The sequence below is a fragment of the Anaeromyxobacter dehalogenans 2CP-1 genome (genome assembly GCF_000022145.1).
In the GTDB taxonomy this organism is placed as follows: Bacteria; Myxococcota; Myxococcia; order Myxococcales; family Anaeromyxobacteraceae; genus Anaeromyxobacter; species Anaeromyxobacter dehalogenans.
This window is the reverse complement of sequence record NC_011891.1, coordinates 2,269,190-2,284,355: the sequence shown is the minus strand read 5'-3', so window position 1 is coordinate 2,284,355 and position 15,166 is coordinate 2,269,190. Positions and strand designations below refer to the sequence as shown.

The 15,166-nt window shown below is 68.8% G+C and carries 25 protein-coding genes; all 25 read right to left on the bottom strand.

Annotated features, from left to right (window positions below):
• Positions 1 to 94: 94 nt before the first annotated feature.
• The 25 genes from map to fusA all read right to left on the bottom strand — a co-directional run bounded on the left by map (position 95) and on the right by fusA (position 15,162).
• Positions 95 to 889, bottom strand: coding sequence for a type I methionyl aminopeptidase (gene map / locus A2CP1_RS10245; RefSeq protein ID WP_012633253.1), 795 nt, complete (start codon positions 887 to 889; stop codon positions 95 to 97).
• 22 nt (positions 890 to 911) lie between these two features.
• Positions 912 to 1,556, bottom strand: coding sequence for an adenylate kinase (locus A2CP1_RS10240; protein WP_012633252.1), 645 nt, complete (start codon positions 1,554 to 1,556; stop codon positions 912 to 914).
• 55 nt (positions 1,557 to 1,611) lie between these two features.
• Complete coding sequence (secY, locus tag A2CP1_RS10235) at positions 1,612 to 2,955, bottom strand: preprotein translocase subunit SecY (protein ID WP_012633251.1); 1,344 nt, start codon at positions 2,953 to 2,955, stop codon at positions 1,612 to 1,614.
• Between the two features lie 91 nt (positions 2,956 to 3,046).
• Positions 3,047 to 3,544, bottom strand: coding sequence for a 50S ribosomal protein L15 (rplO, locus tag A2CP1_RS10230; protein WP_012525985.1), 498 nt, complete (start codon positions 3,542 to 3,544; stop codon positions 3,047 to 3,049).
• Positions 3,545 to 3,578: 34 nt separating this feature from the next.
• On the bottom strand, positions 3,579 to 3,809 hold the full coding sequence (gene rpmD / locus A2CP1_RS10225) for a 50S ribosomal protein L30 (RefSeq protein WP_011420982.1): 231 nt from the start codon (positions 3,807 to 3,809) through the stop codon (positions 3,579 to 3,581).
• A 12-nt stretch (positions 3,810 to 3,821) separates the two neighbouring features.
• Positions 3,822 to 4,331: a 30S ribosomal protein S5 gene (gene rpsE / locus A2CP1_RS10220; protein ID WP_012525984.1), complete on the bottom strand. Its 510-nt coding sequence runs from the start codon at positions 4,329 to 4,331 to the stop codon at positions 3,822 to 3,824.
• An 18-nt stretch (positions 4,332 to 4,349) separates the two neighbouring features.
• On the bottom strand, positions 4,350 to 4,709 hold the full coding sequence (gene rplR / locus A2CP1_RS10215; RefSeq protein ID WP_012525983.1) for a 50S ribosomal protein L18: 360 nt from the start codon (positions 4,707 to 4,709) through the stop codon (positions 4,350 to 4,352).
• A 63-nt stretch (positions 4,710 to 4,772) separates the two neighbouring features.
• Positions 4,773 to 5,315: a 50S ribosomal protein L6 gene (gene rplF, locus A2CP1_RS10210; protein ID WP_012633250.1), complete on the bottom strand. Its 543-nt coding sequence runs from the start codon at positions 5,313 to 5,315 to the stop codon at positions 4,773 to 4,775.
• 11 nt (positions 5,316 to 5,326) lie between these two features.
• Entirely contained in the window at positions 5,327 to 5,725 is a 399-nt protein-coding gene (gene rpsH, locus A2CP1_RS10205) for a 30S ribosomal protein S8 (protein WP_012525981.1), read from the bottom strand.
• A gap of 13 nt (positions 5,726 to 5,738) precedes the next feature.
• Positions 5,739 to 5,924 carry a type Z 30S ribosomal protein S14 gene (locus A2CP1_RS10200; protein WP_011420987.1) on the bottom strand — a complete coding sequence of 62 codons (186 nt, stop codon included), beginning with the start codon at positions 5,922 to 5,924 and terminating at the stop codon, positions 5,739 to 5,741.
• An 11-nt stretch (positions 5,925 to 5,935) separates the two neighbouring features.
• Positions 5,936 to 6,478, bottom strand: a complete 543-nt coding sequence (gene rplE, locus A2CP1_RS10195) for a 50S ribosomal protein L5 (RefSeq protein WP_011420988.1) — start codon at positions 6,476 to 6,478, stop codon at positions 5,936 to 5,938.
• A gap of 72 nt (positions 6,479 to 6,550) precedes the next feature.
• Positions 6,551 to 6,871, bottom strand: coding sequence for a 50S ribosomal protein L24 (gene rplX, locus A2CP1_RS10190; RefSeq protein WP_012633249.1), 321 nt, complete (start codon positions 6,869 to 6,871; stop codon positions 6,551 to 6,553).
• Between the two features lie 3 nt (positions 6,872 to 6,874).
• On the bottom strand, positions 6,875 to 7,243 hold the full coding sequence (rplN, locus tag A2CP1_RS10185) for a 50S ribosomal protein L14 (protein ID WP_011420990.1): 369 nt from the start codon (positions 7,241 to 7,243) through the stop codon (positions 6,875 to 6,877).
• Positions 7,244 to 7,246: 3 nt separating this feature from the next.
• Positions 7,247 to 7,504, bottom strand: coding sequence for a 30S ribosomal protein S17 (gene rpsQ, locus A2CP1_RS10180; protein WP_011420991.1), 258 nt, complete (start codon positions 7,502 to 7,504; stop codon positions 7,247 to 7,249).
• Between the two features lie 5 nt (positions 7,505 to 7,509).
• A complete protein-coding gene (gene rpmC / locus A2CP1_RS10175; RefSeq protein WP_011420992.1) occupies positions 7,510 to 7,731 on the bottom strand; it encodes a 50S ribosomal protein L29 in 222 nt (73 codons plus the stop codon).
• Positions 7,732 to 7,743: 12 nt separating this feature from the next.
• On the bottom strand, positions 7,744 to 8,160 hold the full coding sequence (rplP, locus tag A2CP1_RS10170; RefSeq protein ID WP_012525979.1) for a 50S ribosomal protein L16: 417 nt from the start codon (positions 8,158 to 8,160) through the stop codon (positions 7,744 to 7,746).
• A gap of 32 nt (positions 8,161 to 8,192) precedes the next feature.
• Entirely contained in the window at positions 8,193 to 8,867 is a 675-nt protein-coding gene (rpsC, locus tag A2CP1_RS10165) for a 30S ribosomal protein S3 (RefSeq protein ID WP_012525978.1), read from the bottom strand.
• A gap of 20 nt (positions 8,868 to 8,887) precedes the next feature.
• Positions 8,888 to 9,328, bottom strand: a complete 441-nt coding sequence (gene rplV / locus A2CP1_RS10160; RefSeq protein ID WP_011420995.1) for a 50S ribosomal protein L22 — start codon at positions 9,326 to 9,328, stop codon at positions 8,888 to 8,890.
• A 13-nt stretch (positions 9,329 to 9,341) separates the two neighbouring features.
• Complete coding sequence (gene rpsS, locus A2CP1_RS10155; protein ID WP_012525977.1) at positions 9,342 to 9,638, bottom strand: 30S ribosomal protein S19; 297 nt, start codon at positions 9,636 to 9,638, stop codon at positions 9,342 to 9,344.
• 20 nt (positions 9,639 to 9,658) lie between these two features.
• Positions 9,659 to 10,507, bottom strand: a complete 849-nt coding sequence (gene rplB / locus A2CP1_RS10150) for a 50S ribosomal protein L2 (RefSeq protein ID WP_012525976.1) — start codon at positions 10,505 to 10,507, stop codon at positions 9,659 to 9,661.
• An 18-nt stretch (positions 10,508 to 10,525) separates the two neighbouring features.
• Positions 10,526 to 10,819 carry a 50S ribosomal protein L23 gene (locus tag A2CP1_RS10145; protein ID WP_012525975.1) on the bottom strand — a complete coding sequence of 98 codons (294 nt, stop codon included), beginning with the start codon at positions 10,817 to 10,819 and terminating at the stop codon, positions 10,526 to 10,528.
• Positions 10,816 to 11,436 (bottom strand): 50S ribosomal protein L4, encoded by a 621-nt coding sequence (rplD, locus tag A2CP1_RS10140; protein ID WP_012633248.1) that lies wholly within the window; start codon positions 11,434 to 11,436, stop codon positions 10,816 to 10,818. The genes A2CP1_RS10145 and rplD overlap by 4 nt, the downstream gene beginning before the upstream one ends.
• A gap of 11 nt (positions 11,437 to 11,447) precedes the next feature.
• Complete coding sequence (gene rpsJ / locus A2CP1_RS10135) at positions 11,448 to 11,753, bottom strand: 30S ribosomal protein S10 (protein WP_011421000.1); 306 nt, start codon at positions 11,751 to 11,753, stop codon at positions 11,448 to 11,450.
• Between the two features lie 93 nt (positions 11,754 to 11,846).
• Positions 11,847 to 13,037, bottom strand: a complete 1,191-nt coding sequence (gene tuf / locus A2CP1_RS10130; protein WP_012525973.1) for an elongation factor Tu — start codon at positions 13,035 to 13,037, stop codon at positions 11,847 to 11,849.
• 31 nt (positions 13,038 to 13,068) lie between these two features.
• Positions 13,069 to 15,162, bottom strand: a complete 2,094-nt coding sequence (fusA, locus tag A2CP1_RS10125; RefSeq protein ID WP_012633247.1) for an elongation factor G — start codon at positions 15,160 to 15,162, stop codon at positions 13,069 to 13,071.
• Between the last annotated feature and the right edge of the window lie 4 nt (positions 15,163 to 15,166).

The window sequence follows — 15,166 nt, the reverse complement described above, 5'->3', positions numbered from 1 at the left end:
GCGGCTTTGCGAAGCGGGCCCTATAACACAGAGGATTTTGGGGTGCAAGCACGAGCGACGGCCCGTCGTCGCCCGCTCCCCCGCTCGCCTGCGGTCAGGCGTCCTCCAGCGGCACTCCTTCCGGCAACGTGAGGACTTCCGGTCCGTTTTCCGTGATGGCCACGGTGTGCTCGAAGTGCGCGGATCGAGACCCGTCCCGCGTCACCGCGGTCCACCCGTCGTCGAGCGTCTCGACCTCGCGGCCGCCCGCGTTCACCATCGGCTCGATGGCGATGACCATACCGGCCCGGAGGAGCGCCCCCGTCCCGGGGGTCCCGAAGTTCGGGACCTGGGGCGGCTCGTGCAGGCGGCGGCCGATGCCGTGGCCCACGAAGTCGCGCACCACCGAGAAGCCCGCCGCCTCGACGTGGCGCTGCACGGCCGCGCCGACGTCGCCGGTGTGGCGCCCGGGGAGCGCCGCGGCGATGCCTCGCGCCAGCGCGGCCCGGGTCACGGCCAGCAGCCGCTCGCCCTCGGGCGTGGTCCGTCCCACCGCGACCGTCCGGGCCGAGTCGCCGTACCAGCCGTCGAGCACCGCCCCGAAGTCGAGGCCGACCAGGTCGCCCTCCTCGAGCACGTGGTCCGGCGACGGGATCCCGTGGATCACCTCGTCGTTCACCGAGATGCAGAGCGTGGCGGGGTAGCCGTGGTAGCCGAGGAACGCCGGGGCCGCGCCGAGCTCGCGCGTGCGCGCGGCCGCGAGGCGATCCAGGTCGGCGGTGGTGACGCCCGGGGCGGCGGCGGCCGCCAGCGCCTCCAGCACCTCCCAGACGACGCGGCCGGCGGCGCGGATCCCGGCCACGTCGGCGGAGGTCCGCGTGGCGGCGCGTTCGCGGGTCGTCCCGTACATGCGCTGGCGGTGCGGGCCGGGCCTAGCGGCCCAGGACCTTCTTCGTCACGGCGAGGATGCCCTCGGGCGTGCCGACGCCCTCGACGTCCGACAGCTCGCCGCGATCGCGGTAGTAGCGCTTCAGCGGCTCGGTCTTGGTGCCGTACTCCTGCATGCGCTTGCGGACGTTCTCCGGCTTGTCGTCCTCGCGCTGCACCAGGGCGGCGTCGTCGCGGTCGCAGAAGCCGGCGCGGTGCGGCGGGTTCTGCGACACGTGGTAGACCGCCCCGCACCTCGGGCAGCTCCGGCGGCCGCTGATCCGCTCGACCACGAGCTCCTCGGGGACCTCGTACGAGAGCGCGCGGTCGATGGACCGGCCCAGCGAGCGCAGCAGGCCGTCGAGGTACTCCGCCTGCACCACCGTGCGCGGGTAGCCGTCGAGGATGAAGCCCGGCGCCACGTCGGGGCGGGAGAGCCGCTCCTTCACCATGGCGTTGGTGATGTCGTCGGTGACGAGCCCGCCGGCGTCCATGATGGCCTGGACCTGCTTGCCGATCTCGGTCCCGCGCGCCTTGTGGTCGCGGAACATGTCGCCGGTCGAGATGTGCGGGATGCCGAGCTCCGAGGAGAGGAGCTTGGCCTGCGTGCCCTTGCCCGCGCCGGGCGGGCCGAGGAGGATGAGGATCATCGCGTCGCCTCCGGATGCGCGAGGGGCCCCGCCGCGGCGAGGCCCCTGCGGCGTGTCACGCGCCGACCGCCTGCCCCGTCGTCATGCGCCGCCCGCGGATGCGCGGGCCCCGCGGGCCGGTGAAGCCTTCGTAGTGCCGGGTGATGAGGTGCCCCTCGATCTGCTGCACGGTGTCGAGCGCCACGCCCACCACGATGAGCAGCGAGGTGCCGCCGAAGTAGAAGTTCACCCCGAACTCGTTCGTGATGATCGTCGGCAGCACGCAGATGGCGGCCAGGTAGATGGCGCCGCCGAAGGTGATGCGGGACAGCACGAAGTCGATGTAGTCGGCGGTCTTCTTGCCCGGGCGGATGCCGGGGATGTAGCCGCCGTACTTCTTGAGGTTGTCGGCCACGTCGACCGGGTTGAACGTCACCGCGGTGTAGAAGTACGCGAAGAAGATGATCAGCGCGACGTAGATGGTGTTGTAGATCCAGCTCCCCGCCTGGATGGCGTTCGACATCCGCTGCAGGAACGGGAACCAGCCCGCCATGGTGGCCGGCAGCAGCAGCAGCGACGACGCGAAGATGGGCGGGATGACGCCGGAGGTGTTCACCTTCAGCGGCAGGTGCGTGGACTGGCCGCCGTAGAGCTTCCGGCCCACCATGCGCTTCGCGTACTGGATCGGGATGCGGCGCTGGCCGCGCTCCACGTAGACGATCGCCCCGATCACCACCACCATCAGCGCGGTGAGCACGAGCAGGCCCAGGCCGCTGAGCTGCGAGCCGGAGGCGCCGAGCTGCCGGACCGTGGTGTAGATGGCGGCCGGGACGCGGGCCACGATGCCCGCGAAGATGATGAGCGAGATGCCGTTGCCGACGCCGCGCTCGGTGATCTGCTCGCCCATCCACATGATGAACGCGGTGCCGGCGGCGAGCGACACCATGGTGAGCAGGCGGAAGCCCCAGCCCGGATCACCCACCACCGCCACGCCGTTCCCGGCGCGCAGCGACTCGAGGTAGGTGGCGATGCCGTAGCCCTGGATCGCGGAGAGGATCACCGTGCCGTAGCGCGTGTACTGCGTGATCTTGCGCCGCCCCAGCTCGCCTTCCTTCTGCATCTTCTCGAGCGACGGGACCACCACCGTCAGGAGCTGCAGGATGATGGACGCCGACACGTACGGCATGATGCCGAGCGCGAAGATCGAGAGCTGCTCGAAGGCGCCGCCGGAGAAGAAGTTGAGCAGGCCGAGCAGGCTGCCCTGCTGGGCGACCACGTCCTGCATCGCCCGCCGGTCCACGCCGGGGGTGGTGACGAAGATGCCGAGCCGGTAGACGGCCAGCATCCCGAGGGTGAAGACCAGCCGCTTCCGGAGCTCGGCGATCCGGAAGATGTTGAACAGCCCGCTCGCTGCCGCCATGCGGTTCCCTTTCCCCTTCGCCCTGCCGGACGGCCGACCGCCCGCCCACCGTCCGGGCGGCCCGCCGTGGACGGCGGGCGCGCCGGGACCCCTACTTCGCCTGCGCCGCCGCCTTCTTCGCGGCCTTCGCCTTCTGGTGCATGGTCTGCGGCGCGGGGATCAGCTCGACCTTCCCGCCCGCCTTCTCGATGGTGGCGCGCGCGCCGGCGGTGACGCGGTGGACCTTGACCGTCAGCGCGCTCGAGAGCTCGCCGCCCGCCAGGACCACCACCCCGTCGCGGTTGCCGCGCACCAGGCCGGCGGACTTCAGGGCGGCCGGGTCCACGACGCCGGAGAGGCCCTGGAGGTCACCCACCTTCACCTCCTCGAGCTCGCGCCGGAAGATGTTGTGGAAGCCGAACTTCGGGAGGCGCCGCTGGAGCGGCATCTGGCCGCCCTCGAAGCCCTCGAAGTGCATGTTGCCGGAACGGGCCTTCTGGCCCTTTCCGCCGCGGCCGGCGGTCTTGCCGAGGCCGGAGCCCTGGCCACGGCCGACGCGCTTCTTGGCGCGGTTGGCGCCCCGGGGCGCCTTGAGCTGGTTCAGCGACATGAAGGTTCTCCTTTTAGCACGCGGCGCGTGACTGTCACGAACGGGCCGCGGCCTTCCTGGCCTTCCGGCCAGGCGGCGGCGCAGCGTCCACCCGCTCCCACTCCACGAGGTAGGAGACCTTCGCGATCATCCCCAGCGTCTGGGGCGTGTCGGGGAGGAGCTTCGTCGACTCACGCTTCTTGAGACCCAGGCCCTCGACGATGACCCGGTGCGGCCAGGGGCAGCCCGCGAGCCCGCGGACGAGCTTGACCTTGATGGCAGCCATGGTGGTTCCTTCCTACGCCCCGGTGATCTCGGCGGCCTGCTTGCCGCGGAGCCGGGCGCTGTCCTCGATCGAACGCAGCCGCTTCAGGCCGGCGACGGTCGCCTTGAGGACGTTGTGGGGGTTGCGGGAGCCCTGGCTCTTGGTGAGCACGTTGCGGACGCCGGCCGCCTCGAGGACGGCGCGGACGGCGCCGCCGGCGATGACGCCGGTGCCCTCGCCCGCGGGCTTCAGCAGCACGCGCCCGGAGCCGAAGTGGCCGAGCACCTCGTGCGGGATGGTGGTCCCGACGAGCGGCACCTTGAACAGGTTCTTCTTGGCCTGGTCGCCGCCCTTGCGGATGGCCTCCGGGACCTCGTTCGCCTTGCCGAGGCCGACCCCGACGTGGCCCGCGCCGTCGCCGACGACGACGAGCGCCGAGAAGCTGAACCGGCGGCCGCCCTTCACGACCTTGGCGACGCGGTTGATGTGGACGACGCGATCCTGGAGCTCGAGCTCGTTCGCGTTGATGGGGGTGGTAGCCATTCGAGACCTTTCCGTCGCCTAGAACTTGAGCCCGGCTTCGCGCGCGGCGGCGGCCACCGCCTCGACGCGGCCGTGATAGTCGAAGCCGTTGCGGTCGAACACGACCTGCTCGATCCCCTTCGCCTTGGCCGCCTTGGCGAGGGCCTCGCCCACCTTCTTGGCGGCGGCCGTCTTGTCCTCGTCGCCGAGCTCGCCCTTGAGGGACTTCGAGGTGGTCGCGACCGAGACGAGCGTCTTGCCCGCCACGTCGTCGACCAGCTGGGCGTACATGTGCTTGAGGCTCTTGTAGATCGTGAGCCGCGGCCGCAGCTCGGTGCCGGAGATCTTCCGGCGGATGCGGGCCCTGCGCTTCTCGCGCGTGGTGACGTGCTTCGCCATGACGTTCCTCCTTGCGGCGGCGCCGACCCGGCCGCCGCATGAGTGGGTGTGGGGACGGGCGCGCTACGCCGCGCCGGTCTTGCCTTCCTTGCGACGGATGGTCTCGTCCGCGTACTTGATGCCCTTGCCCTTGTACGGCTCCGGCGGGCGGAGGGCGCGCACCTTCGCGGCGGTCAGGCCGAGCAGGTGCTTGTCCACCGAGCGGATGGTGAGCTTGGTCTGCTTCGCGTCCACCTCGGCGGTGACGCCGTCGGGGAGCTTGAAGACGACCGGGTGCGAGAAGCCCAGCGTGAAGTGGATCTCCTTCCCCTTCACCTCGGCCTTGAAGCCGACCCCGTTGATCTCGAGGCCCTTCTCGTACCCCTTCACCACGCCCTCGAGGGCGTTCTTCACCAGCGTGCGCGTCAGGCCGTGCAGGCCCTTCGCGACGTGGGACTCGTCCTGGCGGGCGACCTTCACCTCGCCCTTGTCCACCTGGACGCTGACGAGGGGGTTCGTCGGGAAGTGCATCTTCCCCTTCGGCCCCTCGACCTTCACGACGTTGCCGTCCACGGAGACCTTGACCTTCTCCGGGATCTTGACGGGCAGCTTGCCGACACGAGACATGGCGGTCTTCCTTACCAGACGGTGCAGATCAGCTCGCCGCCGACCTTCTGCTTGCGGGCCTCGCGATCCACCATCACGCCCTTGGACGTGGAGAGGATCGCGACCCCCATCCCGTTGAGGACGCGGGGGATGGAGTCGGTCGCGACGTAGCGGCGGAGCCCGGGCTTCGAGACGCGCTTGATGTCGCTGATGGCCGGCTCGCGGTCGGCGCTGTACTTGAGGACGATGGTGATGGCGCCCTGGACGCCGTCCTCGTGGAGGACGAAGTCCTTGATGAAGCCCTCCTCGCGGAGGACCTCGGCGATGCGGACCTTGAGCCGCGAGGCCGGCACCAGCACCTTCTCATGACGCGCGGAGGAAGCGTTCCGGATGCGCGTCAGCATGTCGCCAATGGGATCGGTGAAGCTCATCGATCGATCTCTCCTACCAGCTCGACTTGATGACGCCGGTGATCTCGCCCTGCAGCGCGCGCTTGCGGAAGCAGATGCGGCACATCTGGAACTTGCGCAGGAAGGCCCTCGGGCGGCCGCAGAGCGGGCAGCGGTTGTACTGCCGCACCGGGAACTTCAGCTTGCGCGTGGCCTGCGCCATCTTGGAAAGCTTCGCCATGGAATCTCCCTCTACTGACGGAACGGCATGCCGAGGTGGCGCAGCAGCGCTCGGCCCTCTTCGTCGTTCCGGGCGGTGGTCACCACCGTGATGTTGAGGCCCTTGATCTTCTCGACCTTGTCGTAGTTGATCTCCGGGAAGATGATCTGCTCGCGGACGCCGAGCGTGTAGTTGCCCTTCCCGTCGAAGGCCTTCGGCGACACGCCCTTGAAGTCGCGGACGCGCGGCAGCGCGATCGAGACCAGGCGGTCGAAGAACTCGTACATCCGGTCGCCGCGCAGCGTGACCATGGCGCCGATGGACTGGCCCTGGCGCAGCTTGAAGTTGGCGATCGACTTGCGGGCGCGGGTCACGACCGGCTTCTGGCCGGTGATCGCGGCGAGCTGCTCGACGGACGCGTCGATGATCTTGCCGTTGTTGATCGCCTCGCCCAGGCCCATGTTCACCACGATCTTCTCGAGGCGGGGGGCCTGCATCGGGTTCGCGAACCCGAGCTCCTTCATCAGCTCGGCACGAAGCTGCTTGTCGTACCGCTCCTTCAAACGCGCTGCCATCGTGTGTCTCCTTGCCTTCGGCCGGCCTCTTCGCGTGCCGGGCGATGCGTCGTGTTTCGATCCCGCCGCGACCTACTTCGCGGCGGTCTTGCGCTTCTGCAGCCGGGCCTTCTCCTTGGCGCCCAGCTCGCGGCCGATCTTCTCGCGCCGCACCGGCTTCTCGTCCTTGCCCACCACCATCACGCTCGAGATGGCGATCGTGCCGGCCATCTCCAGGATCCCGCCCTCCGGGTTCGCCTGGCTGCGGCCCTTCTTCTGGTGCCGCTTGACGGTCATGAGCTTCTCGACGCGCACGCGCCCATCCTCGCGCAGCACCTCGAGCACCCGGCCCGACTTGCCCTTCTCCTTGCCGGCGATGACCTTGACGGTGTCGCCCTTGCGAATTTCCGCCATGACCTAGAGGACCTCCGGCGCGAGGCTGATGATCTTCATGAACTTGCGGGCGCGGAGCTCGCGGGCGACCGGGCCGAAGATGCGGGTACCGATGGGCTCGAGGTCCTTGTTGATGAGGACCGCCGAGTTCCCGTCGAAGCGGATGTAGCTGCCGTCGGGGCGCTTCACCTCGCGGGCGGTGCGGACGATGACGGCGCGGGCGACCTCGCCCTTCTTCACCTTGGCCTGCGGGATCGCCTCCTTGATCGAGACGACGATCACGTCGCCGATGGAGGCGTACTTCCGCCGGGTGCCGCCGAGCACCTTGATGCACATCACCCGCTTCGCGCCGGAGTTGTCGGCGACGTCGAGCATGGTCTGCTGCTGGATCATGGCCTAGGCCTCCGCCTTCTCGATCGTCTCGGCCACGCGCCAGCGCTTGTCCTTCGAGATCGGGCGCGTCTCGACGATCCGCACGCGGTCGCCGATCTGGCACGCCTGGTCCTCGTCGTGCGCCTTGTACTTCTCGGCCTTGGTCACGATCTTGCCGTACTTCGGGTCCGCCACCCGGCGCTCGACCTTCACGACGACGGTCTTCGTCATCTTGTTCGAGACCACCACGCCGATGCGGGACTTCCGGTTGCCGCGCTCCATGTCGGTCACTCCTTCGCCTTCCCGGCCACGGCCGAGGCGAGGGCCTTCTCGCGGGCCACGGTGAGGCAGCGCGCGATGTCGCGCTTCGTCTTGCTGAGGTCGGCGGTCGAGTCGAGCACGCCGGTGTTCGCCTTGCTCTTCAGGTCGAAGAGCGTCTGCTTGAGCTCCGCGGCGCGGGCCTCGAGCTCCTGAACCGAGAGCTCTCGCAGCTCCTTGACGGTCGCCATGGTCGTCGCTCCTTACAGCGTCTCGCCGCGCTTCACCATCTTCGTGGCGACGGGCAGCTTGTGGGCGGCGAGGTGGAACGCCTTCTTCGCGGAGGCGTCGTCCACGCCGGCCAGCTCGTACAGCACGCGGCCCGGCTTGATGACGGCGACGTAGAACTCCACGTTGCCCTTGCCGGTGCCCATGCGCGTCTCGGCGGGCTTCTTGGTGATGGGCTTGTCCGGGAAGACGCGGATCCAGAGCTTGCCGCCGCGCTTCACGTAGCGGGTGATGGCCACGCGGGCCGCCTCGATCTGGCGGGACGTGAGCCGGCCGCACTCGGTGGCCTGGAGGCCGTACTCGCCCTGGGCGAGGTCCGAGCCGCGGTACGCCTTGCCGCGCATGCGGCCCTTCTGCATCTTCCGGTACTTCGTTCGCGCCGGCTGAAGCATGTCCTTCTCCTAGGTGTGCCTGAGGCGCGGCCTTACGGCCGGGCGCCGCCGGTGGTGCGCGGAGCGCGCGCGGCCGCGGACTGCGGGAGGACCTCGCCGCGCATGATCCAGACCTTGCACCCGATCTTGCCGTAGGTCGTCTTCGCCTCGGCGAACCCGTAGTCGATGTCCGCGCGCAGCGTGTGCAGCGGCACGCGGCCCTCGCGGTACCACTCGTACCGGGCCATCTCGGAGCCGCCCAGGCGGCCCGAGCACGCCACGCGGATGCCCTTCGCGCCGAACTTCAGCGCGGTCTGCACCGACTTCTTCATGGCGCGGCGGAACGCGATGCGGCGCTCGAGCTGCGTCGCGATGTTCTCGGCGACGAGCTGCGCGTCGGTCTCGGCCTTCCGGACCTCGACGACGTTCAGGTAGACCTCGTTGTCGGTCAGGCCCTGGAGGTCCTTCTTGATGGTCTCGATCCCGGCGCCGCGCTTGCCGATGACGATGCCCGGGCGCGCGGTGTGGACGTTGATCTTGACCTTGTTGGCCGCCCGCTCGATCTCGATCCGGGAGATGCCGGCCTGGCCGAGCTTCTCCTTCACGAACTCACGGAGCTTGATGTCCTCGTGCAGCCACTTCGCGTAGTTCTTCTCTTCGTACCACTTCGAGTCCCAGGAGCGGATCACTCCGAGGCGGAACCCGATAGGATGAACTTTCTGTCCCATTGATCTCTCCTCTCGGGTTCCTAGCCGCGCGCGGCGGTACCGAGCTCCACGTACACGTGGCTGGTCTTCTTCTCGACCCGGAACGCCCGGCCCATCGCGCGCGCCATGAAGCGGCGCATCTTCGGGCCCTGGTCCACGGTCAGCGTCTTCACGAACAGCGCGTCCACGTCCACGCGGCCGCCGCCCTGCTCGGCGTTCGCGACCGCCGACCGCAGCAGCTTCGCGAGCGGCTTGGCGGCGGACTGCGGCGTGTACTTCAGCATCGCGAGCGCGTCGCCGACCTTCATCCCGCGGACCTCGTCCGCGACGATGCGCACCTTGCGCGGCGCGACGCGCAGGTAGCTGAGGGAGGCGTGCGGCCCCGGCGCCGGGGCGGCGGGGCGGTTCTTGCGGGCGCGCGCCGGCGGCGGAGCGCGGCGTTCGGCCTTCTTCTTCGGCGTCGTGGTCTGGGTCTCGGCCATGTCCAGTTCCTCGCTACTTCTTCGCCGGGGCCGGTGCCGCCGCGGCCTTCTTCTCGGCCGAGTGGCCGTGGAAGGTGCGGGTGGGCGCGAACTCGCCCAGCTTGTGCCCGACCATGTTCTCGGTCACGAACACCGGCACGAACTTCCGCCCGTTGTGGACGGCGAACGTGTGCCCGACGAAGTCCGGCAGGATGGTGCTCCGCCGCGACCAGGTCTTGATGACCGACTTCTTGTTGCCCTTGTTCGCGTCCTCGACCTTCTTGGTGAGGTGCTTGTCGGCGAACGGGCCCTTCTTGATCGAACGCGCCATGAGTGGCTATCCCTTCCCGCCTAGCGCTGCGTGTTGCGCACGCCGGGGCGGCGCCGCGTGACGATGAACTTGTCGGTGCGGCGGTTGTTGCGGGTCTTGAGGCCCTTGGTCTTCTGTCCCCACGGGCTGACCGGGTGCGGGTTGCCCTGCCCCGACTTGCCCTCGCCGCCGCCGTGCGGGTGGTCGACCGGGTTCATGGCGAGGCCGCGGACGGTCGGGCGGATGCCCAGCCAGCGGCTCTTGCCGGCCTTGCCGACGCGCACCGACGAGCTCTCCACGTTGCCGAGCTGGCCGATGGTCGCCTTGCAGTCCTGCAGGACCTTGCGGACCTCGCCGGACGGCAGGCGGATCTGGGCGTAGCCGCCCTCCTTCGCCATGAGCTGGCCGAAGGAGCCCGCGGTGCGGATCATCTTCGCGCCCGAGCCCGGCGCCGTCTCCACGTTGTGGATCACGGTGCCGAGCGGGATGGTGCGGACCGGCAGCGCGTTGCCCGGGCGGATGTCCACGTCCGCGCCGGACAGCAGCGTGTCGCCGACCGCCACGCCCACCGGGGCGAGGATGTACCGCTTCTCGCCGTCCAGGTAGTGGAGCAGCGCGATGCGCGCGGTGCGGTTCGGGTCGTACTCGATCGCCGCGACCTTGGCCGGCACGCCGTCCTTGTCGCGCCGCCAGTCGATGAGGCGGTAGCGGCGCTTGTGGCCGCCGCCGATGTGGCGGGTGGTGACCTTGCCGTGGGCGTTGCGGCCGCCGCTCTTGCGGACCGGCTTGGTGAGCCGCTTCTCGGGCTTCGCCTTGGTGATCTCGGCGAAGTCCGCCACGGTCATGTGGCGCCGGGCCGGGCTGGTGGGCTTGTATTCCTTGAGGGCCATGTGCGTCTCCCGTCCGGCTTATGTCCCCTCGAAGAGGGCGATGGTGTCGCCTTCCTTGAGGGTCACGTAGGCCTTCTTCCAGTTGGGCCGGCGGCCGACGTTGCGGCCGACGCGCTTGTTCTTCCCGCGCGCGATGGCGGTCCGCACGTCGAGCACGTGCACGTTGAAGAGCTTCTCCACCGCCTGCTTCACCTGGATCTTGGTGGCGTCGCGGTGGACCTCGAAGGCGTACTGACGGTTCGCCTCGCGGGCCCGCTCCGCCTTCTCGGTGATGAGCGGGCGCTTCACCACGTCCTGGACAGCGAGGTTCATGACAGGCTGGCCTCCAGCTTCTTGGCGGTGTCCGCGGTCAGCACCAGGGCGTCGTGCCGCAGGATGTCGTACACGTTGAGCCCCTCCACCGCGAGGAAGTCGGAGCCGTGCAGGTTCCGGACGCTCTTCGCGAGGGCGAGGTTCGCGGCGTCGTCCACCACCAGGGCCTTCTTCGCGCCGAGCGCGGAGAGGACCTTGGCGGCGGCGGCGGTCTTCGGCGCCCCGGGCTTCCACTCCTGCACGATGACCAGCTTCTGGTCCTTGGAGCGGAGCGCGAGGGCCGAACGCAGCGCGGCCTTCCGCACCTTCTTCGGCACGTCGTAGGAGTAGTCGCGCGGCTTCGGCCCCATGGCCTTGCCGCCGCCCACCCACTGGGACGCGCGCGTCGAGCCCTGGCGGGCGCGACCGGTGTGCTTCTGCTTCCAGGGCTTCTTGCCGCCGCCGGAGACGAGGGACCGGTTCTTCACCGCGTGGGTGCCCGAGCGATCGGAGGCGAGCTTCGCCTTCACCACCTCGTAGAAGAGGTGCTCGTTCACCTCGCCGGCGAAGACGGCGTCGGCGAGGTCGAGCTCGCCCACCTTCTTCTTCGACAGGTCGTAGACGTCGAACTTGGCCATGATGTCCTCGACTACTTGATCTCCACGTCCACGCCGGCCGAGAGGTCGAGCTTCATGAGCGCGTCGAGCGTCTGCGGCGTCGGCTCGAGGATGTCGAGCAGCCGCTTGTGCGTGCGGATCTCGAACTGCTCACGCGACTTCTTGTCGACGTGCGGGCTGCGGAGGACGGTGAACTTGTTGATCCGGGTGGGGAGCGGGATCGGGCCGGCGACCTTGGCGCCGGTCCGCTTCGCGGTCTCCACGATCTCGCCGGCCGACTGATCGAGCAGCTTGTAGTCGTAGGCCTTGAGCCGGATCCGAATCTTCTGAGTCGCCATTGAAAAGCCTTTTGTCTGCGTGTCCGGCGCAGCGCGACGAGGGGCCCGTCCATCCGGGCGGGCCACCCGCCGCCGTTCGCTCGGCGTGCTTCGCTACTGGATGACCTCGGCCACCACGCCCGCGCCGACCGTGCGGCCGCCCTCGCGGATGGCGAAGCGGAGCTCCTTCTCCATCGCGATGGGGGTGATCAGCTCCACCTCCATCCCGATGTTGTCGCCCGGCATCACCATCTCGACTCCCTGCGGCAGCTGCACCGACCCCGTCACGTCCGTCGTCCGGAAGTAGAACTGCGGCCGGTAGCCGTTGAAGAACGGGGTGTGACGACCACCCTCCTCCTTCGTCAGCACGTACACCTCGGCCTTGAACTTCGTGTGCGGCGTGATCGACCCCGGCTTCGCCAGCACCTGACCGCGCTCCACCTCCTCGCGCTTCAGGCCGCGCAGCAGCGCCCCGATGTTGTCGCCCGCGCGCCCCTCGTCCAGCAGCTTGCGGAACATCTCGACGCCGGTCACCACCGTCTTCGCCGTCGCCTTCAGCCCGACGACCTCGATCTCCTCGCCCACCTTCACGATCCCGCGCTCCACGCGGCCCGTCGCCACCGTCCCGCGGCCCGAGATCGAGAACACGTCCTCGACCGGCATCAGGAACGGCTTGTCCGTCGCGCGCTGCGGCGTCGGAATGTACGCGTCCACCGCGTCCATCAGCTTGAAGATCGCCTGCTCCCCGAGCTCGCCCTTGTCGCCCTCGAGCGCCTTCAGCGCCGACCCCTTCACGATCGGGATCTCGTTGCCCGGGAAGTCGTACTCGCTCAGCAGCTCCCGGACCTCCAGCTCCACCAGGTCCAGGAGCTCCTTGTCGTCCACCATGTCCACCTTGTTCAGGAAGACCACGATGTACGGCACGCCCACCTGACGGGCCAGCAGGATGTGCTCCCGCGTCTGCGGCATCGGACCGTCCGCCGCCGACACCACCAGGATCGCGCCGTCCATCTGCGCCGCCCCGGTGATCATGTTCTTCACGTAGTCCGCGTGCCCCGGGCAGTCGACGTGCGCGTAGTGCCGCTTCTCCGTCTGGTACTCCACGTGCGCCGTCGCGATCGTGATGCCGCGCTCCCGCTCCTCCGGCGCCTTGTCGATCTGGTCGTACGCCAGGAACTGCGCCCCGCCCTTCTGCGCCAGCACCTTCGTGATCGCCGCCGTCAGCGTCGTCTTGCCGTGGTCCACGTGCCCGATCGTCCCGACGTTCACGTGCGGCTTGCTGCGCTCGAACTTCTCCTTGGCCATGGCTTCCTCTCTTCCGTTGACGTACGCGGCGCTACTTCGCGCCGGCGGCGACGCCCTTCGCCTTGGTGACGATGGTCTCCGCGATGCTCGTGGGGACCTGCGCGTAGTGCGCGAACTGCATGCTGTAGGTGGCGCGGCCCTGGGTCTTCGACCGAAGGTCCGTCGCGTAGCCGAACATCTCCGCCAGCGGGACGTGCGCCTCGATGACCTGGACGCCCGCGCGGGGGTTCATCGCATGAATCTTGCCGCGACGCGAGTTCAGGTCGCCGATGACGTCGCCCATGTAGTCGTCGGGCGTGGTGACCTCGACCGCCATGATCGGCTCGAGCAGGACGGGCGAGGCCTTGGCGGCGCCCTCCTTGAAGCCCATCGAGCCGGCGATCTTGAACGCCATCTCGGACGAGTCGACGTCGTGATAGCTGCCGTCGAACACCTCGACCTTGAGGTCGACCATGGGGTAGCCGGCGAGCACGCCGGAGGTCATGGCCTCCTCGATGCCCTTCTGGATCGGCGAGATGAACTCCTTCGGGATCACGCCGCCCACGATGACGTTGTCGAACTCGAAGCCCTTGCCCGGCTCCTGCGGGTGGAGGCGCAGCCAGCAGTGACCGTACTGGCCGCGGCCGCCGGTCTGCCGGATGTAGCGGCCCTCGGCCTCGACCGTCTTGGTGATGGTCTCGCGGTAGGCCACCTGCGGCTTGCCGACGTTCGCCTCGACCTTGAACTCGCGGAACATGCGGTCCACCAGGATCTCGAGGTGGAGCTCGCCCATGCCGCCGATGATGGTCTGGCCGGTCTCCTCGTCGGTGTGGACGCGGAAGGACGGGTCCTCCATCTGGAGCCGCTGCAGGGCGACGCCCATCTTGTCCTGGTCGCCCTTGGTCTTCGGCTCGATGGCGATGTGGATCACCGGCTCCGGGAACTCCATCCGCTCCAGGATGACCGGGGAGTCCTCGGCGCAGAGCGTGTCGCCGGTGGTGCTGGCGCGCAGGCCCACGGCGGCGGCGATGTCGCCGGCGTAGACCTCCTTGATCTCCTCGCGCTTGTTCGCGTGCATCTGCAGGAGCCGGCCGATGCGCTCCTTCTTGTCCTTCGTCGAGTTGTAGACGTAGGACCCGGCCTCGAGCTTGCCCGAGTACACGCGGAAGAACGTGAGGTTCCCGACGAACGGGTCGTTCATGATCTTGAACGCCAGCGCCGAGAACGGCTCCGCGTCCGAGGTCTTGCGGACGACGTCGTTGCCCTTCGCGTCCACGCCCTTCATGGCGGGGATGTCGACCGGGCTCGGGAGGAAGTCCACCACCGCGTCGAGGATCTGCTGGACGCCCTTGTTCTTGAACGCCGTCCCGCAGAGCACCGGGAAGAACTTCATCTCCAGGGTGCCGCGGCGGATGCCGCGCATCAGCTCGTCGTTGGAGAGCGCCTTGCCGTCCAGGTACTTCGCCATCAGCTCGTCGTCGATCTCGGCGACGGTCTCCTCGAGCTTGGCGCGGTACTCCTTCGCCTGCTCGGCCAGGTCGGCCGGGATCTCGACCTCCTGGTACTTCGCGCCCATGGTCTCGTCGTCGAAGGTGATCCCCTTCATCTTCAGGAGATCGACCATGCCGCGGAACTTGTCCTCGGCGCCGATGGGCACGTGCAGCGGGAGCGGACGGGCGCCCAGCTTCTCGCGGATCGTGTCGACGGCGTGGAAGTAGTCCGCGCCGACGCGGTCCATCTTGTTGATGAAGCAGATGCGGGGGACCTCGTACTTGTCCGCCTGCCGCCAGACCGTCTCGGACTGCGGCTGCACGCCCTGCACTGCGTCGAACACCGCGCACGCGCCGTCGAGCACGCGCAGCGACCGCTCCACCTCGATGGTGAAGTCGACGTGGCCGGGGGTGTCGATGATGTTCAGGCGGTGGTCGCGCCAGAACGCGGTCGTCGCGGCGGACGTGATGGTGATGCCGCGCTCGCGCTCCTGCTCCATCCAGTCCATGACGGTGGTGCCCTCATGGACCTCGCCGATCTTGTGCGTGACGCCGGTGTAGAAGAGGATCCGCTCGGTCGTGGTCGTCTTGCCGGCATCGATGTGGGCCATGATGCCGAAGTTGCGATAGCGCTCGAGTGGGGTGGTGCGGGGCATCTGG